The sequence below is a fragment of the Fusicatenibacter faecihominis genome (genome assembly GCF_020686945.1).
GTDB lineage: Bacteria > Bacillota > Clostridia > Lachnospirales > Lachnospiraceae > Limivivens > Limivivens faecihominis.
Map to the genome: position 1 here is coordinate 38351 of NZ_JAJEPR010000004.1, position 22314 is coordinate 60664.

The window sequence follows — 22314 nt, forward strand, 5'->3', positions numbered from 1 at the left end:
TGCCAGCGTATGGAATATGTGGTATTTTGCCTGCTGGGGTATCTCTTCGGCAGCGTTACTTTTGGTTATCTGATCCCCAGGCTCATCAAAGGAGTGGATGTGCGGGCTTTAAGCAGCGACGGAAATCCGGGAACGGCCAACGCCTTTCTCTACGGCGGCGTGTTTTGCGGGATTCTGGTCCTGCTGGCAGATCTGGGAAAAGGCGCTCTGCCGGTCTTTCTGGCAGCCCGTCATCTGGACCCGGAGGAAAAGCTTTTTGCACTGGTAATGGCGGCTCCGGTGGTGGGCCATGCCTATCCGCTGATTGACCGGTACGGGAAGGGTGGCAAGGCCATCGCTGTATCCTTCGGCGTTCTTCTGGGCCTTTATCCTGTTTTTTTGCCGGTGCTTCTTCTGGCCGGGGTTTATCTGTTTTTCTCCCTAGTTCTGGTGGTGGAGCCCCACAGTCTCAGGACCGGCCTTACGTTTCTGATCTGGTCCGTTTTAGGCGTCCATTTTACACCGTTGTCTTCTATAAAATATGGCATCGTGCTCATCGCGTTTGTGGTGATCCGCAAGCATCTCCCGGAGATCAGGAGGATCCCGAAAGGACAGGCGTGTTTTGCACTGAGGAAAGGATAGTTTTTATATATGAAAGCATTGATTTTATCCTGCAATACCGGCGGCGGGCACAATGCGGCCGGAGCCGCTTTAAGGGAAATGCTGGAGGAGAGAGGCCATGAAGCCATTTTTCTGGATTATCTGACCCTGGCGGGAAAATGGACTTCCGCTCTGGTAGGTGATCTCTATATCGATGTGGTAAAGAAGGCGCCGAAAGCCTTTGGCTGTGCCTACAAGCTTGGTATGTTCGTGAGCAAAACCGCAAAAAAATCTCCGGTTTACTATGTGAACAGCCTGATGGCCAAATATCTGAACCGCTATCTGAAAGAGCATCCCGTGGATGTGATCTTTATGCCCCATCTTTACCCGGCGGAGACGGTTTCCTATATGAAAAAGAAGGGTATGCCTCTGCCGCTGACCATCGCAGTGATGACGGATTATACCTGCATTCCGTTCTGGGAGGAGACCTGCTGCGATTACTACATTGTGCCCCATCCGGAACTCATCGATGAGTGTGCGAAAAGAGGGATTCCACAGGAAAAAATGATCCCCTTCGGAATTCCCGTGAGCCGGAAGTTCCGGGAACTGGAGGATCAGGAAAAGGCAAAAGAGGAACTTGGTTTTTCACCGAAAAAGAAGCTTCATCTCCTCATCGGAGGCAGCATGGGAGCCGGAAACCTGGAAAAACTGGCCCGGGAAGTCCGGAAACGGAACGGGGAGGAGAGCGAGCTGGCTGTGATCTGCGGAAACAACGAGAAGATCCGGGAGCAGCTGGAAAAACGTTTCGCAGAGGATGAGACCGTCTCCGTCATCGGTTACACCGATCAGATGCCGCTCTATATGGCAGCGGCGGATATCGTCTATACGAAGCCCGGAGGGCTTACTTCCACGGAGACGGCGGTGGCCGGAAAGTCCCTGATTCATACCTTTCCGATCCCGGGCTGTGAGACGGAGAACCGGAAGTTTTTTGCCAGCCATGGAATGTGCATGTATGCCCATTCCCCGCTGGCGCTGGCAAAGGTGGGCGTGAAGCTCTTAAATTCACCGGAGATCCAGGAAAAAATGAAGAAAGCCCAGCATCGCCATGTCCGGAGCGAGGCGGCGGAGGATATCGTTCATTTCGCGGAACGTCATATCCGTCCCTGGCAGTGAGGAGGAAGGAATGATCTTTGCGTGTACAGATCCCGCCTGCCGGTATATGGCGGAGGGAGAGAGCGGAGAATATCCCGTATGCCCCAAGTGTGGCGGGCTGATGTTGAATGTTCCGGAGGAAAAGCTCACGGGGGAGCAGTGGGCGGATCTGGGCGTTTTCTGGAGCCGGCAGGAGGAAGAGGATACCGGCGGCCGGAGCCTTTACTGCTTTCAGAAGGCGACGGAGGCCGGAAATGCCTGCGGCATGACAAATCTGGCAATCTATCAGGAAAACGGCTGGGGGCTTGAAAAAGACCTCTCCACAGCGGCCTGGCTCTATGAGCAGGCGGCGGAGCTCGGTTATGTGCCGGCGTTCTACCAGCTGGGCCGGTGTTTCCAGTACGGTCTTGGAAAGGACCGGGATCCGGAGGAGGCCTTTCATTGTTATCTCACGGCGGCGGAAGTGGGTTTTGACCGGGCCCAGATGAAGGTGGGTTTCTGCTTTGAGACCGGTTTCGGTACGGAGAAGGATGAGGAGCAGGAATTTTTCTGGTATCAGTCTGCTGCGCTTCAGCATTTTGCTCCGGGAGAGACGGAGGTCGGCCGCTGCTATGAGTTTGGAAAAGGCGTGGCGGCGGACCCGGAGCTCGCTGCCAGCTGGTATAAAAAGGCGGCGGAGCAGGGCTATCCCGACGGGGAGTGCTGCTATGGCGTCTGCCTGGAACAGGGTGTCGGAGTGGAAAAAGACCCGAAGGAAGCCGTTCTCTGGTATCAGAAGGCAGCTCTTCACGGGCATGCCACAGGAATGAATAACCTGGGAGCCTGCTACGAGCGCGGAAACGGCGTGGAAAAAGATGAGCAGGCAGCCCTCATGTGGTATGAGCGGGCCGCGGAGCGCGGAAGCAGTTACGGCTGCCGGAACGCGGCCCGTTTTTACCAGGACGGTAAGGGCGCTCCCAAAGATGAAAAAAAGACAGCGGAATATCTGGAAAAATGCGCGATGCTGGGAGACAGCGACGCGATGGTGCGGATAGGCCGCCTTTACGAGCTGGGAAAAGGCGTGGAGAGAGACGGCGGAAAGGCTCTGGAGTTTTACGAGGCCGCGGCAGAGCGGGGAGACGCTTTGGGAATGCGCGTTATGGGTATGATCTACCGGGATGGCCGGAGTGTCAGAAAGAATCTCGCAAAGGCCCGGTACTGGTTTGAGAAGGCCGCAAAGAAAGGCGACGTCCTTTCTGATGTCACCGTGGCGTTCTGCTGCTTGACCGGTATCGCGGAGAAGCCGGACCCGGAGCGGGCGGTTTCTATCCTGAAAAACCGGGCCCGGAGCAAGTATGTGGGAAAAGACGGCGAGTACGCCATGTATCTTCTGGGCTACTGCTATGAAAAAGGCCTGGCAGTGGAAAAAGACCGGAAGAAAGCGCTGAAGCTCTACCGGAAAGGGGCGGAGAATCAGAGCGAGGAAGCCCTTTACCGGCTGGCTCTCTATTATTCTGAGGAGGCGGAGGAGAAGGACGAGACGAAGGCGGAGGAATACTGCCGCAGAGTCTGTCCGGACTTTTCCCTGAGCCCTTCGGTGCAGTTTCCCGAAGAGGAATTATCCGAACGGGTGGAGAGGCTGCTGGATAAAATAAAGAAAACCATGAAAGAGGAGGACGTTTCAAATGGATTGGACAAGATATAAAAGAGTCATTGATTCTATGAAAGAGGAAGGAATTGCTCAGCTTATCGTGACGGATTCCGTTTCCGTTTATTATCTGACCGGAAAGCTGGTCAACTGCATGGAGCGTATGATGGCTCTCTACCTGGATGTGGAGAAAGAGAAACCGCTGCTGATCATCGGCAAACTGTTTCCGCAGAATGAGGAGACTTTAGGTTTCCCGGTAGTTTATTTTGACGACACGGACGACGCTGTGGGCGTGCTGGCTTCCCATATGAGAAAAGGCGGCACCATCGGCATCGACAAGACCTGGCCGGCACGTTTCCTGCTTCGCCTCATGGAGCTTGGCGTGGGTGACAAGTATGTCAACGCTTCCTATATCATCGACCATATCCGTCAGGTGAAGACACCCGAAGAGCAGGAAAAAATGCGTGCGGCTTCCCTGGTGAACGATCAGAGCATGGGTGAGCTGATTCCGCTGACTGCTTCCGGTATGAATGAAGTGGAACTTGGCGAGGAACTTCGTAAGATTTATGTGAAAAACGGGGCAGTGGGCCACTCCTTTGAACCGATCGTCGGTTTTGGCGATAACGGAGCGGATCCGCATCATGAGTCCGATGAGTCCACCGGCAAATATGGAGACTGTGTTGTGCTCGATATCGGCTGCCTCTTAAACGGTTACTGCTCTGATATGACGAGAACCGTTTTCCTGGGAAAGGCATCTGATGAGGCGAGAAAGATCTATGAGATCGTAAAAGAGGCCAACCGGAGAGGCATCGAGGCCGTAGGGCCGGGAGCCCGTTTCTCCGATGTGGATAAGGCTGCCAGAGACTACATCACGGAGATGGGATACGGCGATGCCTTCACTCACCGTACCGGCCACTGCATCGGTATCGAAGTGCATGAGTTCGGCGATGTCTCCTCATCCAACGATGAGATTCTGAAACCGGGCATGACCTTTTCTGTGGAGCCGGGCATCTATGTGCCGGGTGTGGCAGGCGTCCGCATCGAGGACCTGGTTCTGGTGACAGAGGACGGTCATGAAGTGCTGAATCATTTCACAAAGGACCTCATTGAAGTTCCTTTTGAGAAAAAAGACTGAAAAAAAGAAAACAGGGGGATTTATAAGATGAAATACGAAGAAATGCCATACAGCCGCATTGATTTTGCGGAGGAGACCAGATATTTAAAGGAACTGATGAAGCGCTTCCAGGCCGCAAAGAGCGCGGAAGAACAGTTTGCCGTTCATCAGGAATATTACAAAATGGCCAGACATATCCAGACCGAGATGACTCTGGCTTCCACGAGAAACAGCCTGGATACTTCCGATGCGTTTTACGATCAGGAGAAGGATTATTATGACCGGGAGTATCCGGCTTACAGCAATCTCGCTGTGGAGTACGCGAAGCTGCTGCTGAAATCGCCCTTCCGCAAGGAGCTGGAGGAGATCATCGGCCATCCGGCTTTCCGAAATATGGAGCTTGCGGAGAAATCCACCAGCGAGGCTATCATTCCTTTGAAACAGGAGGAGAATGCGCTGGTCAGCCGTTATGAGAAAATGATGGCTTCCGCTGCCATAGAGTGGGAGGGCCAGATTTACAATATCTCCCAGATGACTCCGTTCCAGCGTTCCAAAGACCGGAAGGTCAGACAGGAAGCCGGCAAAAAGGTGGATGCCTTCTATGCCAGCAAGGGAAAAGAACTGGACGAGATCTACGATGCCCTGGTAAAAAACCGTACCGCCCAGGCAAAGGCTCTGGGGTATGAGAACTTCACAGAGCTGGGCTATAACCGGATGATCCGGAACAGCTACCGCCGCCCGGAGGTGGAGAAATTCCGCTCCCAGATCAAAGAGTACTGGGTTCCGCTGGCTGAGGAGTTCTGGGACAACCGCCGGAAGCGTCTGGGCCTTGACAAGCTTTATTTCTGCGACGAGGGCGTGAGTTTTCCGGAAGGAAGCCCGAAACCCATCGGAAGCTATGAGGACACTCTCCTGGCCGGTCAGAAAATGTACCGGGAGCTCTCCGAGAAGACCGGAGAATTTTTCGATTTCATGCTGGATGATCATCTTTTGCAGGTACTGCCGGGCAAGCACAAAAAAGTGGGCGGCTATATGACTTACATGCCGGATTTCCATTCTCCCTTCGTCTTTGCCAACTTCAACGGCACCAGCGGGGATGTGGATGTCATCACCCATGAGTGTGGCCATGCCTTTCAGGGTTATCTGACTGCCGACGATCCGATTCTGGAGCACGCAGATATCACGATGGAGACCGCCGAGACCCACTCCATGTCCATGGAATTTTTCACAAATCCCTGGATGAACCTTTTCTTCGGAGACCGGGCCGATGATTTCAAGAAATCCCAGGTGGAGGACGCTGTGGCCTTCATCCCCTACGGCTGTATGGTGGATGAGTTCCAGCACATCGTTTACGATCACCCGGAGATGACCCCGGCAGAGCGCAAAGAGGCCTGGAAGGGCCTGGAGAAGGTGTATAAACCTCATCTGGACTTCGGCGAGGAATATCCCTTCTTCGGAACAGGAAGCTACTGGCAGAGACAGAACCATATCTATGCCGGTCCCTTCTATTACATCGATTACTGTATCGCCCAGACCAGTGCGTTCCAGTACCGGATCTGGATGGAAAAAGACTACAGGGCAGCTTTTGACAGCTACCTGAAATTCAGCAGGGAATCCGGTTCCGGTTTCTATGCGGAAATGCTGGAGGAGAACGGTTTGAAGAGCCCCTTCAAGGAGGGAACGATCCAGGAGATCGTAAAAGGAATCCGGGAATTGCTGTAAAATATCAGGACTTAAAAAAAGCCCGAGAGGAGGTAGAGAAAAATGGCGTGGAAAGAACGTTATATGGAGGCCGTGGATGTGGAGACTTCCTACCGTCTGGCCAAGGAGATGGAGAGCTATCGAAGCAATCCAAAGCTTGGCTACCGCCCGGCCGGCTCCCGGGCTGAATTTGAGACCGGAGAACGCCTGAAAAAAGAAATGGAAGCCATGGGGCTTTCCAATGTCCGCAAAGACGAGATCCTGGTGGACGGCTGGGAGTTTGAAAAAGCGGAGCTTACATACAAGGACCGGGCAGGGAACACCTGCCGGGCGGTCCTTGGCGCGTACCAGACGGATTTTGTGACCGAGGGAGAGGAAAGCTTCGATCTTGTCTTCCTGGGAAAAGGAACCGCCAGGGATTATGAAGGAAAAGACGTACGGGGAAAGCTCGTGGTGGTGGAGATCAACCAACGAAACGAGTGGTGGATCAACTTCCCGGTGTACCAGGCCTGTGAAAAAGGGGCGAAGGCCCTGATTGCGGTCCAGACCGGAGGTTACGGCCAGATCGACAAACAGGCCTTGAATGCCCAGGATATCGCCGGTCCCGCGGAGGCTCCTGCATTCTCCATGTCCCAGGAGGACTGGGAGAAGATCCGGGAGTCTCTGGATGAAAAGGGAGAGATCCGGGTAGGGTTGAACGCCCGTTCCGTTGTCATGAAAAATGTGCCGACTTACAATATTGTCGGGGAGATTCCGGGAAAACGGCCGGAGCGGATGATTCTGCTCTCAGCCCATTACGATTCCTATTTCAGCGGTTTCCAGGATGACAATACGGCCATTGCCATGATGCTGGGCATCGCGAGAGCCTACTTAAAAATCGGCTATCAGCCGGAAAATACCTGGGTTTTCTGCGGGATGGCAGCGGAAGAGTGGGGTAAATGCGACACCAAGTACGACTGGTCCACCGGCGCTTACCAGGAGATTTTTAAGGTCCATCCGGACTGGGCTGGAAAGGTCATCGGAAACTTCAACTTTGAGCTTCCGGCCCTCTCCAACGGAAATCTGGACGGCATCCGCAGTACCTACGAGTACCGGGATTTCCTGGAGGAGTGCGTGAAAAAGCTTCCGGCTCTGACTCCGGCCTACATGGAGGGTGTCCGGGTATCGGCTCCTATTGAGACCTGGTCCGACGATTTCTCCGTGGCCATCGGAGGCATTCCCTCCATGGTCAATGAGTTCAGCGCGGGACCTTTTATGGAGACCCATTATCATTCCCAGTTTGACAGCGACGAGTTTTACGATGAGGCGGTCTACCGCTTCCATCACGAGCTCTATGGCCTGCTTTTGCTGGAACTGGATGCTCAGGCGGTGGTGCCCTTAAATTTTGCGGAAGTCTTCGAGGAAGCGGCCAAGAGCCTGGATGTAATTTACTGCCAGAAAGCGGGAGCCCGGGTGACGGCTCTTCTGGAGCTTCTGGAAAAGGCGCAGGAGCTTTCCGATGAGATTTACGACCGGATCTGGGATGTGAACGAGGCAAGACTGGCCGGGGAGGCGGTGGAGCTTGACCGGGTACGGGAGGCAGAGAAAAAACTCCTTTCTGTGTTTAAGATGGAGCAGGACCGTTTTGTTCGCCTGAACTGGGCAGATGAAGTGCTGTTCCCCGAGGAGGCCGCCCAGAACAACCTTTACTATATCCGCAAAGCCGTCCGTTCCCTGAAACGGAAGAACCTGGAGACGGCTCTGGAGGCCCTCTACGAGATCGACAACAACGCCTATGCGTTCCAGTTCAGCCGGAGTGTATATGAGCATTTTACGGACTATGTGTTCCATCAGGAACCGGACCGCCTGCAGTGGGGAGCCGGACGAATTGTCCATCATGAAAATCTCTATGATCTGGTGGAGGGACTTCTGGAAAAATACCGCCGGGGAGAGACGGAAGTCAGAGAGGAAATCCTTCGCCTGGAGGCTGTGGAGAAACGCCAGCAGGCCTATCTGAAGGAAGATGTGGATTATATGATCAAGTCCACAGAAAAAATGCTCCTGATTCTTCAGGAAGCAAAAGAATTACTATAGGAGGATTCATGGAAACAGATCGATTATACCGGGTGCAGCGTGAGGACCTGCCGGAGCTTGAGAAGCTCCTGACAGAATGCTTTCGGGAGGATCCGCTTTACCAGAAGCTGATACCCAACGAGGAAATTCGAAAAAGGCTCATGCCGGAGCTCTTTAAATGTGACCTGTCAGAATTTTACGAAACCTGTGAGATCTATGCAGACACGAAGGATCTGAACAGCCTTCTGGTGGTCTCCGATGAGGCAGAGTCCTACAACCTGTTCAAATACTATTTTACGGAGATTGAGGCGGTACTCCGGACCGAGGGGTATCTTCTGAAGGAAGATGCCAGTATGAAGACCTTCTGGAACTTTGTTCTGGGAAGGGATTACCTTAATTCCAACTGGACGGACCAGCTGCATCAGGATAACAGGCTGCATGTGATTTACCTGGCCGTAAGGCCGAGCATGCAGCATCATGGGCTGGCGGCCTGTCTTATGAATGAGGTGATCCGGTATGCGGACGAGCACCATATGATGGTGTCGCTCGAGACGCATAATCCGAAAAATGTGGAGTTTTATCAGCATTTGGGGTTCAAATTGTATGGGGTGCTGAATAAACATTTTGATCTTAAGCAATATTGTATGATAAGAGAAGTATAGGTTTTTTCAAAGCCTAGCTAAAACCTGCAAGGGGAAACCATCAGAGTTGAGCAGTCCTGGTTTCCCCTTGTAGTTTTTTTCTTCCGCTTTCCAAAAGCGAGAAGCCCCTTATTGGTTCTGGCTGAGAACCTCCGTCAGCTTCTGAAGCAATTCCAGATCTGACGCCTGCACCTTCAGATTGGTGGAAATCATTTCCCCATCCGGCGGGGTGACGGAGATCTCAATCAGACTCCCTTCCTCCAGCGCCCGGGTCTTAGCCGCCTTCATAAACGGAAAAAACTTCGGATGATTTTTCTCAAAACGATTCCTTAAAGCCCTCAGCTCAAGAAGCTGGGATACATTATTAAACATAGACAAACTCCTTCTTATCAATTTGCGCGCTTATTATAGCACAGAGCGCCCATTCTGGCTATGAGAAAATCCATCAAGAAGGCGAAAGGAACTTCTGAAAATTTACTGTTGATTTTTAGAATGATGTTTAGTATATTAGTCATAGTACAAGGAGGATGAATCATGCAGGAACTTGTGAAAGTCGTTGTGGATGCCATGGGCGGAGACAACGCGCCGCAGGAAACGGTGAAAGGCGCTGTAGATGCGGTGAACACCAGGAAGGACATCAAAGTGATCCTGACGGGCCGGCAGGAGCTGGTCGAGGGAGAGTTATCTAAGTACACCTATCCGAAGGACCGGATTGAAGTGGTAAACACCACCGAGGTCATCGAGATGGCGGAACCGCCGGTGAATGCCATTCGCAAAAAGAAAGATTCTTCAATTGTGGTCGGAATGAATCTTGTGAAAAAAGGCGAGGCAGACGCTTTCGTATCCGCTGGAAGTACCGGAGCTGTTCTGGTAGGAGGACAGGTGATTGTAGGCAGGATCAAAGGCGTGGAGCGTCCGCCCCTTACACCGCTGATCCCCACGAAGGATGGGGTAGCACTGCTGATTGACTGCGGAGCCAACGTAGATGCCAGACCCTCCCATCTGGTACAGTTTGCGAAGATGGGTTCCATTTATATGGAAAATGTGGTCGGGGTGAAGAACCCGAGAGTAGGAATCGTCAACATCGGTGCGGAAGAAGAAAAAGGAAACGCACTCGTGAAAGAGACCTTCCCTCTTCTGAAGGAATGTAAGGACATCAATTTCATCGGCAGCGTGGAGGCCAGAGATATTCCGGCCGGCGTCTGTGATGTGATTGTCTGCGAAGCCTTTGTCGGCAATGTGATCCTGAAACTTTATGAGGGTGTAGGAGCTACTCTGATCAGTAAAGTAAAGGCCGGTATGATGCAGAATCTTCGGAGCAAAATCGGGGCACTTCTCGTGAAACCCGCTCTGAAGGCAACCCTGAAGTCTTTCGATGCCAGCCAGTACGGCGGCGCGCCTCTTCTTGGACTGAAGGGGCTTGTGGTGAAAACTCACGGAAGTTCCAAAGCTGTGGAGATCACCAATTCCATTATTCAGTGTGTGCAGTTCAAACAACAGAACATCAATGAAAAGATCAAAGAGCACATATCGGTAAAAGAAGAAATAAGAGAGGATTGAATGTTATGGAATTCGAAAAGTTGAAGAATATTATCGCGGAAGTTTTAAATGTGGATGCAGATGAGATCACCATGGACACCACTTTTGTGGACGATCTGGGTGCAGACTCTCTGGATGTATTCCAGATTATTATGGGAATCGAGGAAGAGTTTGATATCGAGATCCCATCTGAGGAAGCCGAGAAGATCGTTACCGTAGGCGATGCTGTAGAGCAGATCAAAAACGCCGTAAACTAAATTCGGATTACCGTGAAGAGGGGATGTTTCAAACATCCCCCTTTATTTTGTAACCGGAAATTTCGATGGAATTTCCAATTACAAAAAAATTAGTTTTAAAGACAGATGAAAAAGGAGAAAACTAATGGAAAATCATCAGTTTGAGCTACTGGAAAAAAAGAGCGGGTATCATTTTCAGAATCCCCATCTTTTAAAACAGGCCATGACCCACAGCTCTTACGCCAACGAGCATAAGGCAAAAGGGTATCATGACAATGAAAGACTGGAATTTTTAGGAGATGCGGTCCTTGAGGTTGTGAGCAGCGAATTTCTGTTCCGCCATTATCCGGCCCTTCCTGAGGGAGATCTGACCAAGCTTCGCGCGAGTATCGTCTGTGAACCGACGCTGGCTCTCTGTGCGAGGGAACTGGATCTCGGAGATTTCCTGCTGCTGGGCAAAGGCGAGGAACACACCGGCGGAAGAAAAAGAGATTCCATCGTATCGGACGCCATGGAGGCTCTGATCGGTGCAATCTATCTGGACGGTGGTTTTGCTAGTGCAAAAGAGTTTGTACATCGTTTTATCATGACGGACATTGAGCATAAAAAGCTCTTTTATGATAGCAAGACTATTTTACAGGAACAGGTACAGAAAAACTGGCATGACGGCGAGATATCTTATGTTCTCACCGGCGAAGAAGGTCCGGACCACGACAAGACCTTTCTGGTGGATCTCTATGTGGCAGGAGAGAAAAAGAGCAGCGGAAAAGGCCGTACGAAAAAGGCAGCCGAGCAGGATGCTGCTTACCGCTGCCTGATCAACTGGAAAGAAAAACAGGAGTAACTGCATGTATCTGAAAAGCATTGAAGTACAGGGCTTTAAATCCTTTGCGAATAAGATCCTGTTCGAGTTCCACAACGGAATCACCGGCATCGTAGGACCCAACGGCAGCGGAAAGAGCAACGTCGGAGACGCGGTGCGCTGGGTTTTGGGTGAACAGAGCGCCAAGTCCCTTCGGGGAGCCAGCATGCAGGATGTCATTTTTTCCGGAACAGAGAACCGAAAGCCCATGGGCTTTGCTTCCGTCTCGATCACGATGGACAACTCAGACCACAAGCTTCCTATCGAATTTGACGAGGTGACGGTGACGAGAAGGGTCTATCGTTCCGGCGAGAGCGAGTACCGGATCAACGGTTCTGCCTGTCGCCTGAAAGATATCAACGAGCTTTTCTACGACACCGGTATCGGTAAGGAGGGCTATTCCATCATCGGTCAGGGCCAGATTGACAAGATCCTGAGTGGTAAACCGGAAGAACGGCGGGAACTCTTCGACGAGGCTGTGGGTATCGTCAAGTTTAAGCGCCGGAAAGCCGCCGCCCAGAAAAAGCTGGAAGACGAGCGCCAGAATCTGGTCCGCGTCAACGATATCCTCTCGGAGCTCACGAGACAGCTGACTCCTCTGGAAAAACAGGCGGAGACAGCAAAGATCTATCTGAAAAAAAGAGACGAGCTGAAAGTCCTGGATGTCAATATGTTCCTCCTGGAAATGGAAGAGAGCCGGACAGAGCTGGCAGCTTTGGAAGAAAAGCTGGCCATTTCCGAGCGGGATTTAAAGGAAAACAGTCAGAAATACGAGAGCATCCGCATCGAGTATGACAGGCTGGAGGAGAAGATCGGCGGTCTCGACGGCCAGATCGACAGCGAGCGGGCGAGAAACAATGAGAACCAGCTAAAACGCCAGCAGCTGGCCGGTCAGATGGAGGTCTTAAGAGAGCAGATCCGTTCCGTGGAGACTTCCAGAAAGAATCAGCTGGAACGTCTGGAGACCATCGAGAAGGATCTGACGGAGCGAAAAAAAGAGCTGGAGGCCAGCCGCCTGGAATTAAATGGCCTGAAGGAGGAGCGAAAACAGGCCCAGGAGGAAGAGGAAGACATCTCCGTGGAAAATGATGCCATTGAGGCTTCCATTTCCCATTTAAACCGGGAGATCGAGGGCGATAAGAGCGAGATCATCCGGATTCTGAATCAGAGGGCTTCCACCAAAGGAAAGATCCAGCGTTACGACACGATGATGGAGCAGAACCAGATCCGCCGGGCGGAGGTAAGCCAGCGGCTCTTAAGACTTCGAAGCGAGGAAAACGAGCAGGAAGACTCTCTGAAAGAACTGCAGGAAAAATACGAGACAGTTTCCGAGAAGATCGAGGATCTGACGGAGGAGAGCCGTACCTATGAGGAAGCCGTGGAGAAGATCCGCCGGGAGCTGGTGAGGCAGAACCAGCAGGCGGAGCAGGGCCAGACCGCTTTTCACCGGGAAGCTTCCCGGCTGGAATCCCTGAAAAACATCACGGAGCGCTACGACGGCTACGGAAACAGCATCCGCCGTTGTATGGAGCAGAAATCCCGGGAACCCGGCCTTCTGGGCGTAGTGGCAGATCTCATCAAGGTGGAAAAAGCCTATGAGGTAGCCATCGAGACCGCCCTTGGAGGCAGCATCCAGAACATCGTCACTTCGGATGAGGACACGGCGAAGCGGATGATCGATTTCCTGAAAAAAAATAAATTTGGCCGGGCGACCTTCCTGCCGCTGACCAGCGTGGGCCTCCGGGGCGGTTTCACCGACAACGGGGCCTTAAAGGAACCGGGAGTCATCGGTCTTGCGAGTACTCTTGTTCAGGCGGATCAGCAATACGAAGGCTTGGTGCGGTATCTTTTAGGCCGGGTGGTGGTGGCAGACACGATCGACCACGCGGTAGCCCTGGCAAGAAAATACCGCTATTCTCTTCGAATTGTCACCCTGGAGGGAGAGCTTTTAAGCCCCGGCGGCTCTATGACTGGTGGTGCGTTCAAAAATTCGAGCAATCTTTTGGGCCGTCGGCGTGAGATCGAGGAGCTGGAGGAGAGCGTAAAGCTTCTGAAAAAGGATCTGGATGACCTCAACCAGGCCATCGACGAGAACCGGAGCAAGAGAAATGCATTGCGAGATAAGATCGCCGCTCTGGCGGAAAAGCTCCAGAAAGAATATCTCGTCCAGAATACGGCAAAAATGGAGATCAGCCAGATGGAATCCCGCCGGGACGAGACGGCTTCCGGCTATCATCACCTGAAGGATGAAGCTGTGGAGATCGAGACCCAGATGGCGGAGATCAAAGAGGAAAAGCACCGGATTCAGGAAGAGCTGGATGCCTCCGTCAAGCAGGAGCAGGAGCTCAACGACCGGATTGAGAAAAATCAGAAAGCCCTGAAAGAAGAACAGGCCAACCTGACAGAGCAGAAACAGCGGTTTGAGAATGTACATTTAAAGCTGGCCGGTTTCCTTCAGAAGGAAGACTTCTTAAAGCAGAATACCAGTCGTATCGAACGGGAGGTCCGCACCCTCAATGAGGAAAAGGTTTCCGTTCAGAAAAAGATGGAGGACGGCGAAAAAGAGACTCTTGAAAAAGAAGAGAATCTGAAAAAAATCCAGGAGACCATCGATTCCGGAGCGGACGTCCAGAAGGAAGCCGAGGAGAAGATCCGGGTGCTCACTGAGGAGAAAAACGCCTGCATGGTGACGCAGAAGGGCTTTTTCACCGAGAGGGAAGCTCTGACGGAGCAGAAAAGCCTCCTGGATAAGGAGAATTTCCGCCTGAGCGCCAGACAGGAAAAACTCGTGGAGAGCCGGGATGCCCGGATCAACGATATCTGGGAGCAGTACGAGCTGACCCCGGGCAGCGCCAGAGAGATGAAACGCGAAGAATACCAGGAGATGAACCAGCTCAAGAAAGCGGTGCTGGATCTGAAAAATGAGATCCGCTCCCTGGGAAGCGTCAACGTCAATGCCATTGAGGAGTTTAAGGAGATTTCCGAGCGTCACAGTTTCTTAAAAAGCCAGCACGACGATCTGGTAGAGAGCGAAAAAGCTCTCCTTGGTGTCATCGACGACCTGGACGCAGGCATGCGCCGGCAGTTTGAAGAAAACTTTGTCAAGATCCAGACGGAGTTTGACAAAGCTTTCCGCCAGCTCTTCGGCGGCGGCCACGGCAAGCTGGAGCTTGTGGAAGGGGAGGATATCCTTGAGGCAGGCGTCCGCATCATCGCCCAGCCGCCAGGCAAGAAGCTGCAGAACATGATTCTGCTCTCCGGCGGAGAGAAGGCTCTCACGGCCATTGCCCTGCTTTTTGCGATCCAGAACCTGAAACCCTCGCCCTTCTGTCTCTTAGACGAGATCGAGGCGGCTCTGGACGAATCCAATGTGGCCAGATATGCAAATTATCTTCACAAGTTGACAAAAAATACACAGTTTATTATTATAACACATAGAAGAGGCACGATGGCGGCAGCCGACCGCCTGTACGGTATCACGATGCAGGAAAAAGGCGTTTCCGCCCTTGTCTCTGTAAATCTCATCGAGGACGATCTGGATGAGTAAGCAAATGGAGTGAAATATGGAAGAAAAGAAAGGCTTTTTTAAACGGCTGGTTGAGGGACTGACCAAGACCAGAAACAACATCGTGTCTGGAATTGATTCGATTTTCAGCGGATTTTCCAGCATCGATGATGATTTTTATGATGAGATCGAGGAGATTCTTATCATGGGAGATCTGGGGATCAATGCCACGACCTCCATCATCGAAGACCTGAAACGAAAAGTGAAGGAGCAGCACATCAAAGATCCGGCTGAGTGCAAGGAGCTCCTGATCGAGAGCATCAAGGAAGAGATGAACGTGGGCGAGACCGCCTATGAGTTTGAAAACCGCACGTCGGTGGTACTGGTCATCGGCGTCAACGGTGTGGGCAAGACCACAAGTATCGGCAAGCTGGCGGGCAAGCTCAAGGACCAGGGCAAAAAAGTGGTTCTGGCTGCGGCCGACACCTTCCGCGCGGCGGCAGGGGAGCAGCTGGTGAGCTGGGCAAACCGGGCCGGTGTGGAGATCATCAGCGGTCAGGAGGGTTCCGACCCGGGAGCCGTTGTCTACGACGCCATCCAGGCGGCCAAGGCAAGACATGCGGACGTTCTTCTGGTGGACACCGCAGGAAGACTCCACAACAAGAAAAACCTTATGGCGGAGCTTGGAAAGCTCAACCGGATCATTGAAAAAGAATATCCGGAAGCTTACCGCGAGACCCTGGTAGTCCTGGACGGCACCACCGGCCAGAATGCACTGGCACAGGCCAAAGAGTTCAAAGAGGTAGCCGATATCACCGGCATCATCCTCACGAAGCTGGACGGAACAGCCAAAGGCGGTATCGCCGTGGCCATCCATTCGGAGCTGGGCATTCCGGTGAAATACATCGGAGTGGGAGAGAGCATCGACGATCTTCAGAAGTTCGACGCAAACCAGTTCGTAAATGCGCTTTTTAACGTGAGTCAGGACAAATAAAACAAAAGAAAGAAGGAGAACATTATGGAGCAGTTGACCATCGAAAAATTTGAAGAGGCATATAACATCGTAAGACAGGCTGCCGCAGAGACGAAGCTGGTATACAGCGATTATTTCTCAGAGCAGACCGGAAACAAGGTTTACTTGAAGCCCGAAAATATGCAGGTGACCGGCGCTTACAAGATCCGTGGTGCCTATTATAAGATCAGTACCCTTACCGAAGAGGAGAGAAATAAGGGTCTGGTAACCGCATCTGCAGGAAACCATGCCCAGGGCGTGGCTTATGCGGCAAAGAAATTCGGCGTGCGCGCCGTTATCGTAATGCCCACCACTACCCCGCTCATCAAAGTGAACCGCACGAAGAGCTACGGCGCTGAGGTTGTCTTAAAAGGCGACGTTTACGATGATGCCTGCGAGTACGCAAAGGAGCTGGAGGCAAAAGAAGGCCTGACCTTCATCCATCCCTTCAACGATCTGACGGTTGCCACCGGTCAGGGAACCATTGCTATGGAGATCGTAAAAGAGCTTCCGCTGGTGGATTATATTCTGGTTCCGATCGGAGGAGGCGGACTGGCTACCGGCGTTTCCACTCTGGCAAAACTTCTGAATCCGAAGATCAAAGTTATCGGTGTGGAGCCGGAAGGCGCTGCCTGCATGAAAGCTTCCCTGCAGGAAGGCCATGTAGTGACCCTTCCTACCGTCAACACCATTGCTGACGGTACCGCAGTAAAGACCCCGGGCGACAAGCTTTTCCCGTACCTGCAGAAGAATCTGGATGATATCATCACAATTTCCGATGCAGAGATCATCGGTTCCTTCCTGGATATGGTAGAGAATCACAAGATGATCGTCGAGAACTCCGGTCTTCTGACTGTCGCAGCTCTGAAACATCTGAAACCGGAAGGAAAGAAAGTTGCTTCTATCCTGAGTGGCGGTAATATGGACGTGATCACGATGTCTTCCGTCATCCAGCACGGCCTGATCCTCAGAGACCGTATCTTCACCGTGTCCGTTCTGCTTCCGGACCGCGCAGGCGAGCTGGCAAGAGTGGCAGCTGTCATAGCCGAGCAGCAGGGCAACGTTATCAAACTGGATCATAACCAGTTCTTCAGCACAAACCGCAATGCCGCCGTAGAGCTGAAGATCACCGTGGAGGCATTTGGAACAGAGCACAAGGAAAAGATCGTCAAAGCTCTGAAGGACAAGGGTTACAAACCTAAGCTTACCCATGCAAATCTTTAATAAGTATAAGGAAAAATACGGCTATGCGATCATCCCTCTTCTCAGTACCTTTCTTTTAAACGATCTGGTGTACTGGGGAGGAATGGCCATCGCCGGAAACCGTTATCATTTTGACCTTACCACAAACCTGGACCGGAGGATTCCCTTCGTTCCAGGCTTTGTGTATATTTATCTGATCTGTTATCTTTTCTGGATCGTAAACTATGTTCTGGCAGCCGGAAACGGAAAGGATTATTTTTACCGTTATCTTTCCGCAGATCTGACGGCCCGTCTGATCTGTTTCCTGTTTTTTGTATTTTTCCCAACCACGAATACCCGTCCGGAGCTTGTGGGAAATTCCCTGAGCGTTCATCTTCTTGGCTGGCTTTATTCCATTGACAAACCGGCGAATCTGCTGCCTTCCATCCACTGCATGAACAGCTGGTTCTGTTATATTGCCGTGCGCGGCCGAAAAGATATCCCCCGCTGGTACCGGATTTTTTCCTTCGTATTTGCCTGGCTCATCGGTCTGTCTACGGTTTTCATCCGACAGCATGTCGTGCTGGATATTGCAGCGGGCTTCCTGCTGGCCGAACTGATGTGGCAGTTTTTTGGAAAAACGAAATATTACAAAAACGTAAGACAATTTTATGAAAAAATCAATGGTAAAATTCGTGAAAAATTGCTAAAATAAATGTGATGGAAAAAAGGAGGACCAGACAATGGAATTTATCAGGAAAAATAAAAAGAGCATTCTGGAGATTCTGTTTCTGGTGCTTCTGGTGGTATTTACCTTTTATGCGCTCCTGAAAGATCAGGAACTGGACGAAATCAATCAGGTCTTAAAGACGGCAAGCCCGGGCTGGCTCATCGCGGCGCTGGTCCTGGTTATTGTTTTTGTCTGCAGCGAGTCGGTGATCATTCATTATATGATGATCTCCCTGGGAAAGAAGACGAAGCTTCATCAGTGTATTCGCTACAGCTTCATCGGCTTTTTTTACAGCTGCATCACCCCTTCCGCCTCCGGCGGTCAGCCGGCGCAGATCTACTATATGAGTAAGGACGGTCTGGATGTCTCGATATCCACTCTGGTGCTGATGATCGTGACCATCACTTACAAGGCGGTGCTGGTGCTGGTGGGTTTTGTGGTGCTGATCTTCATGAGTCCCACGGTTCATACTTATATGGGAGCTTCCCGGTATCTTCTGTATCTGGGAATGGGCCTGAATGTCATTGCCGTGACCAGTATGATGATTCTGGTGTTTGTGCCGGGCTGGACGAAACGGATTCTCTATTACGGGCTCCGTTTCCTGGAGAAAATGCATCTTCTGAAACATAAAAGGGCCCGGACGAGAAAGCTTCTGCTTTCGATGAACAAGTACCGGGAAGCCAGCGTTTATTTCCGTACGCATAAGAGAGTGGTATTTCATGTGATGCTGATCACAATTTTTCAGAGATTCTGCCTGTTTTTTGTGACCTGGATGGTCTATCGGTCTTTCAGACTTTCCGGAACGCCCATGGGGCTGGTGGTCATTCTGCAGGCTGTGATCTCCGTGGCGGTGGATATGCTTCCGCTTCCGGGAGGCGTGGGAGTCAGCGAGGGGCTCTTTATGACGATGTTTGAGCCGGTCTTCGGCGAGAAACTCCTGCCGGGTATGCTTTTAAGCCGCGGCATCAGCTATTACGCGCTGCTCATCATCAGTGCGGTGCTCACTTTTATCGCCCATTTCAATCTGGTAAGGAGATCTTTTCAGAAGCAGGGGAATACACCAAAGAAAATGTAGAGAGGGAGAAAGAAAATGTTTATAGGATTTTACGACTATACGGTAGTGCTTACTTATATGAGCCTTCTAAGTTCTATCGTGGGAATGACGGAGGCTCTGGATGGCCGTTTCGGAAATGCCATCGCCTGTCTTGTGGTATCCGGTATCTGTGATATGCTGGATGGAAAGGTGGCCAGAACCAAGAAAGACCGGACTGAAGATCAGAAGAATTTTGGTATCCAGATCGATTCGCTCTGTGATCTTTTCTGCTTCGGTGCTTTTCCGGCGTTTTTAACCTACGCCCTGGGTGTGAGAGGCATTGTGGGAACGATCTCTATGTGCGTCTATGTGCTGGCAGCAGTGATCCGTCTGGGTTACTTTAATGTAAAAGAGATGAGACGTCAGCAGGAGACAGAAGAGCGGAGAAAGAGTTATGAAGGCCTTCCGGTGACTTCGATTTCGATTATTTTCCCGCTGATTTATCTCTTAAGACCCTACTGCGGACACACGGCTTATCTTCGGATTCTGATTGCGGTAATGTTCATCGTGGCCTTCCTGTTCGTGAGCAAGATCCGTGTCCTGAAGCCGGGAAACAAGCTCATGGCTTTCTTCATCGTGGCAGGTCTGGTGATCCTTGGCAAACTGTTACATATCTATTAAGGAAATAAATATGAAGAAAATGAAAACGACAGCTTCCCCGACCGTGCATCGCTGTATGGGGAAGGACGGAACGATCAGAGTGGAAGATTCCGGTCAGGACCGCTTCCTTCAGAAACTGTATACTTCTTTTTACGGACGGGTTCTTTTGAAAGTTCTGACGCAGCCGGGGTTTTCAAAAGCAGCAGGAGCCTTTCTGGACAGGAGGGCTTCCCGTTTCCTGATCCGTCCCTTTATCGAAAAGAATCACATGGATATGAGGCCTTATGTCAAAAGGCCTTATCGTTCTTTTAACGACTTTTTTACCCGGGAGATTCTTCCCACCGAGCGGATGATCGACTGCGATCCCATTCACCTGGTAAGCCCCTGCGACGGAAAAATTTCCATCTATCCACTGGATGAGACGGCGGAGTTTGCCGTCAAGGGCAGCGTCTATACGCTGGAGCGGATTCTTAAAAATCCTTCCCTGGCAAAAAGGTATGAGGGCGGTTATGCCTGCGTCTTCCGGCTCTGTGTGGATGATTACCACCGGTATTCCTACCCGGCAGACGGAGAAAAGTCGGAAAACATCCGGATTTCCGGTATTCTTCACACGGTAAATCCTATTGCTGTGGAGTCCGTGCCTGTCTACCATGAGAATACGAGAGAATACTGCCTGCTCAAGACAGAGCGCTTCGGCACCCTGATCCAGATGGAGGTGGGAGCGATGATGGTAGGACGGATCTGCAACTACCATGGTCCCAGGTATGTGAAGAAGGGCAGCGAGAAAGGCAGGTTTGAATTTGGCGGTTCTACGATCCTTCTGCTGGTCCAGAAAGGCCAGGCAACTTTCCGAGAGAAATTTCTGAAAAACACGGCTCAGGGCATCGAGACCCAGGTGGAAATGGGAGAGTGGATCGGTACCGCAAAATAGATGGTTAAAATTTTTGAAACTTGTCAAGAAAAAATACTTGACAAAAAGGAACTCATCAGTTATGATAGCAAAGGTGACTCGAGATGGAAAAATTTGTAGAACGAACTCTGCTCTATGATTTTTATGGAGAGCTTCTCACAGAACATCAGCAGAGCATTTATGAGGACGTAGTTCTCAATGATTACTCCTGTACGGAGGTAGCAGCGGAGCGCGGCATCAGCCGCCAGGGAGTCCATGATATGATCCGGCGCTGCGACAAGATCCTTTCTGATTATGAGGAAAAGCTTCATCTGGTAGAGCGGTTCCTGGAGATCCGTACGAAGGTCCAGGAGATCCGGAGTTCAACGGATTGTCCCGACAACATCAAGCGCATCGCGGATGAGATTCTGGAGGAGTTATAATGGCATTTGAAAGCTTATCAGAAAAACTTCAAAATGTATTCAAAAACCTGCGCAGCAAGGGTCGCCTGACTGAGGCCGATGTAAAGATCGCTTTGAAAGAAGTAAAGCTTGCTCTTCTGGAAGCGGATGTCAGCTTCAAGGTGGTAAAACAGTTCATCAAGAACGTCCAGGAGCGTGCGATCGGACAGGATGTGATGAATGGCCTGAATCCGGGTCAGATGGTGATCAAGATCGTAAACGAGGAACTTGTAAATCTTATGGGTTCCGAGACAACGGAGATTGCCTTAAAGCCTGGAAATGAGATCACTGTCATCATGATGGCAGGTCTTCAGGGTGCAGGTAAGACCACCACGACAGCAAAGATTGCGGCAAAGCTCAAAAGCAAAGGACGTAAGCCTTTACTTGCAGCCTGCGACGTTTACCGTCCCGCAGCAATCCGTCAGCTGGAAATCAACGGAGAAAAAGTCGGTGTCGAGGTTTTCTCCATGGGAGACAAACAGAATCCCGTAGATATCGCAAAAGCAGCTATTGAACATGCAAGGAACAACGGATATAACGTTGTGATCCTCGATACGGCAGGCCGTCTCCATGTGGACGAATCCATGATGGAAGAGCTTGAAAACATCAAAGCAGCTGTGGATGTATATCAGACAATACTGGTCGTAGATGCCATGACCGGACAGGACGCTGTGAATGTGGCAGATACCTTCAATCAGAAGGTTGGCATTGACGGAGTCATCCTGACAAAGCTTGACGGCGATACCCGAGGTGGTGCAGCCCTTTCCATTAAGGCCACCTGCGGAAAACCGATCCTCTATGTGGGTATGGGTGAAAAGCTTTCCGATCTGGAACAGTTTTATCCCGACCGAATGGCTTCCCGAATCCTTGGAATGGGCGATGTGATGAGTCTCATTGAGAAAGCTCAGGCCAATATCGACGAAGAGAAAGCCAGAAGTATGGAGCAGAAGCTCAAGAAAGCCCAGCTTGGCTTCGACGATTATCTGGAGAGTATGAACCAGATGAAAAATATGGGCGGCATGAGAAAACTGCTGGAAATGCTTCCGGGCATGGGCGGCGGTCAGCTCAAGCAGATCGAGGATGCCATGGACGAAAAGAAAATGGCTCAGATCGAGGCAATGATCCTCTCCATGACACCGAAGGAGAGAGCAAATCCCGACCTTCTGAATCCTTCCCGGAAAAAGCGTATCGCTGCCGGAGCAGGAGTGGACATCAGCGAGGTGAACAAGCTGGTCAAACAGTTTGAACAGTCCCGCAAAATGATGAAACAGATGGGCGGTATGATGAACAGCAAAAGTGCTAAAAGAGGCAAGTTTCGACTTCCCTTTTAAATAATCAA

20 protein-coding genes are annotated in these 22314 nt (G+C 51.3%); 19 read left to right on the forward strand and 1 reads right to left on the reverse strand.

Annotated features, from left to right (window positions below):
- Window positions 1–9: 9 nt before the first annotated feature.
- The 7 genes from LKD71_RS03210 to LKD71_RS03240 are packed head-to-tail and all read left to right on the forward strand — an operon-like array spanning window position 10 to window position 8887.
- Window positions 10–621: a glycerol-3-phosphate acyltransferase gene (locus tag LKD71_RS03210; protein WP_178047164.1), complete on the forward strand. Its 612-nt coding sequence runs from the start codon at window positions 10–12 to the stop codon at window positions 619–621.
- Window positions 622–630: 9 nt separating this feature from the next.
- On the forward strand, window positions 631–1752 hold the full coding sequence (locus LKD71_RS03215; RefSeq protein WP_227614316.1) for an MGDG synthase family glycosyltransferase: 1122 nt from the start codon (window positions 631–633) through the stop codon (window positions 1750–1752).
- Window positions 1753–1762: 10 nt separating this feature from the next.
- Window positions 1763–3415, forward strand: a complete 1653-nt coding sequence (locus tag LKD71_RS03220; RefSeq protein WP_227614317.1) for an SEL1-like repeat protein — start codon at window positions 1763–1765, stop codon at window positions 3413–3415.
- Window positions 3396–4493, forward strand: a complete 1098-nt coding sequence (locus tag LKD71_RS03225; RefSeq protein ID WP_227614318.1) for a M24 family metallopeptidase — start codon at window positions 3396–3398, stop codon at window positions 4491–4493. Before LKD71_RS03220 ends, LKD71_RS03225 begins: the two co-directional genes overlap by 20 nt.
- 27 nt (window positions 4494–4520) lie before the next feature.
- Window positions 4521–6194 (forward strand): M3 family oligoendopeptidase, encoded by a 1674-nt coding sequence (locus LKD71_RS03230; RefSeq protein ID WP_227614319.1) that lies wholly within the window; start codon window positions 4521–4523, stop codon window positions 6192–6194.
- A 42-nt stretch (window positions 6195–6236) separates the two neighbouring features.
- Window positions 6237–8246: a M28 family peptidase gene (locus LKD71_RS03235; protein ID WP_227614320.1), complete on the forward strand. Its 2010-nt coding sequence runs from the start codon at window positions 6237–6239 to the stop codon at window positions 8244–8246.
- 8 nt (window positions 8247–8254) lie between these two features.
- The gene (locus LKD71_RS03240) at window positions 8255–8887 is read left to right on the forward strand and encodes a GNAT family N-acetyltransferase (protein ID WP_178046484.1); all 633 of its coding nucleotides are present in this window, start codon (window positions 8255–8257) and stop codon (window positions 8885–8887) included.
- Between the two features lie 108 nt (window positions 8888–8995).
- On the opposite strand, the gene LKD71_RS03245 is transcribed toward LKD71_RS03240, so the two are convergent.
- Window positions 8996–9238: a hypothetical protein gene (locus tag LKD71_RS03245; RefSeq protein ID WP_178046483.1), complete on the reverse strand. Its 243-nt coding sequence runs from the start codon at window positions 9236–9238 to the stop codon at window positions 8996–8998.
- Between the two features lie 162 nt (window positions 9239–9400).
- On the opposite strand from LKD71_RS03245, the gene plsX reads away from it, so the two are divergent.
- From plsX to ffh, 12 genes are all read left to right on the forward strand, one after another.
- Window positions 9401–10426 carry a phosphate acyltransferase PlsX gene (gene plsX / locus LKD71_RS03250; RefSeq protein ID WP_227614321.1) on the forward strand — a complete coding sequence of 342 codons (1026 nt, stop codon included), beginning with the start codon at window positions 9401–9403 and terminating at the stop codon, window positions 10424–10426.
- 5 nt (window positions 10427–10431) lie between these two features.
- Window positions 10432–10662, forward strand: coding sequence for an acyl carrier protein (gene acpP / locus LKD71_RS03255; RefSeq protein WP_117764539.1), 231 nt, complete (start codon window positions 10432–10434; stop codon window positions 10660–10662).
- A 124-nt stretch (window positions 10663–10786) separates the two neighbouring features.
- The gene (gene rnc / locus LKD71_RS03260) at window positions 10787–11485 is read left to right on the forward strand and encodes a ribonuclease III (RefSeq protein WP_178046481.1); all 699 of its coding nucleotides are present in this window, start codon (window positions 10787–10789) and stop codon (window positions 11483–11485) included.
- A gap of 4 nt (window positions 11486–11489) precedes the next feature.
- Window positions 11490–15050, forward strand: a complete 3561-nt coding sequence (gene smc / locus LKD71_RS03265; protein ID WP_227614322.1) for a chromosome segregation protein SMC — start codon at window positions 11490–11492, stop codon at window positions 15048–15050.
- A 16-nt stretch (window positions 15051–15066) separates the two neighbouring features.
- Window positions 15067–16002, forward strand: a complete 936-nt coding sequence (gene ftsY / locus LKD71_RS03270; protein WP_178044656.1) for a signal recognition particle-docking protein FtsY — start codon at window positions 15067–15069, stop codon at window positions 16000–16002.
- Between the two features lie 24 nt (window positions 16003–16026).
- Complete coding sequence (ilvA, locus tag LKD71_RS03275) at window positions 16027–17244, forward strand: threonine ammonia-lyase (protein WP_227614323.1); 1218 nt, start codon at window positions 16027–16029, stop codon at window positions 17242–17244.
- A complete protein-coding gene (locus tag LKD71_RS03280; protein WP_178046113.1) occupies window positions 17231–17917 on the forward strand; it encodes a phosphatase PAP2 family protein in 687 nt (228 codons plus the stop codon). The genes ilvA and LKD71_RS03280 overlap by 14 nt, the downstream gene beginning before the upstream one ends.
- 37 nt (window positions 17918–17954) lie before the next feature.
- A complete protein-coding gene (locus LKD71_RS03285) occupies window positions 17955–19007 on the forward strand; it encodes a lysylphosphatidylglycerol synthase transmembrane domain-containing protein (RefSeq protein WP_456298707.1) in 1053 nt (350 codons plus the stop codon).
- A 15-nt stretch (window positions 19008–19022) separates the two neighbouring features.
- Window positions 19023–19646 (forward strand): CDP-alcohol phosphatidyltransferase family protein, encoded by a 624-nt coding sequence (locus LKD71_RS03290; protein WP_178046112.1) that lies wholly within the window; start codon window positions 19023–19025, stop codon window positions 19644–19646.
- Between the two features lie 10 nt (window positions 19647–19656).
- On the forward strand, window positions 19657–20556 hold the full coding sequence (locus LKD71_RS03295; RefSeq protein WP_227614325.1) for a phosphatidylserine decarboxylase: 900 nt from the start codon (window positions 19657–19659) through the stop codon (window positions 20554–20556).
- A gap of 83 nt (window positions 20557–20639) precedes the next feature.
- Window positions 20640–20957, forward strand: coding sequence for a YlxM family DNA-binding protein (gene ylxM / locus LKD71_RS03300; RefSeq protein WP_117764551.1), 318 nt, complete (start codon window positions 20640–20642; stop codon window positions 20955–20957).
- Complete coding sequence (ffh, locus tag LKD71_RS03305; protein WP_227614326.1) at window positions 20957–22306, forward strand: signal recognition particle protein; 1350 nt, start codon at window positions 20957–20959, stop codon at window positions 22304–22306. Before ylxM ends, ffh begins: the two co-directional genes overlap by 1 nt.
- Window positions 22307–22314 lie beyond the last annotated feature (8 nt).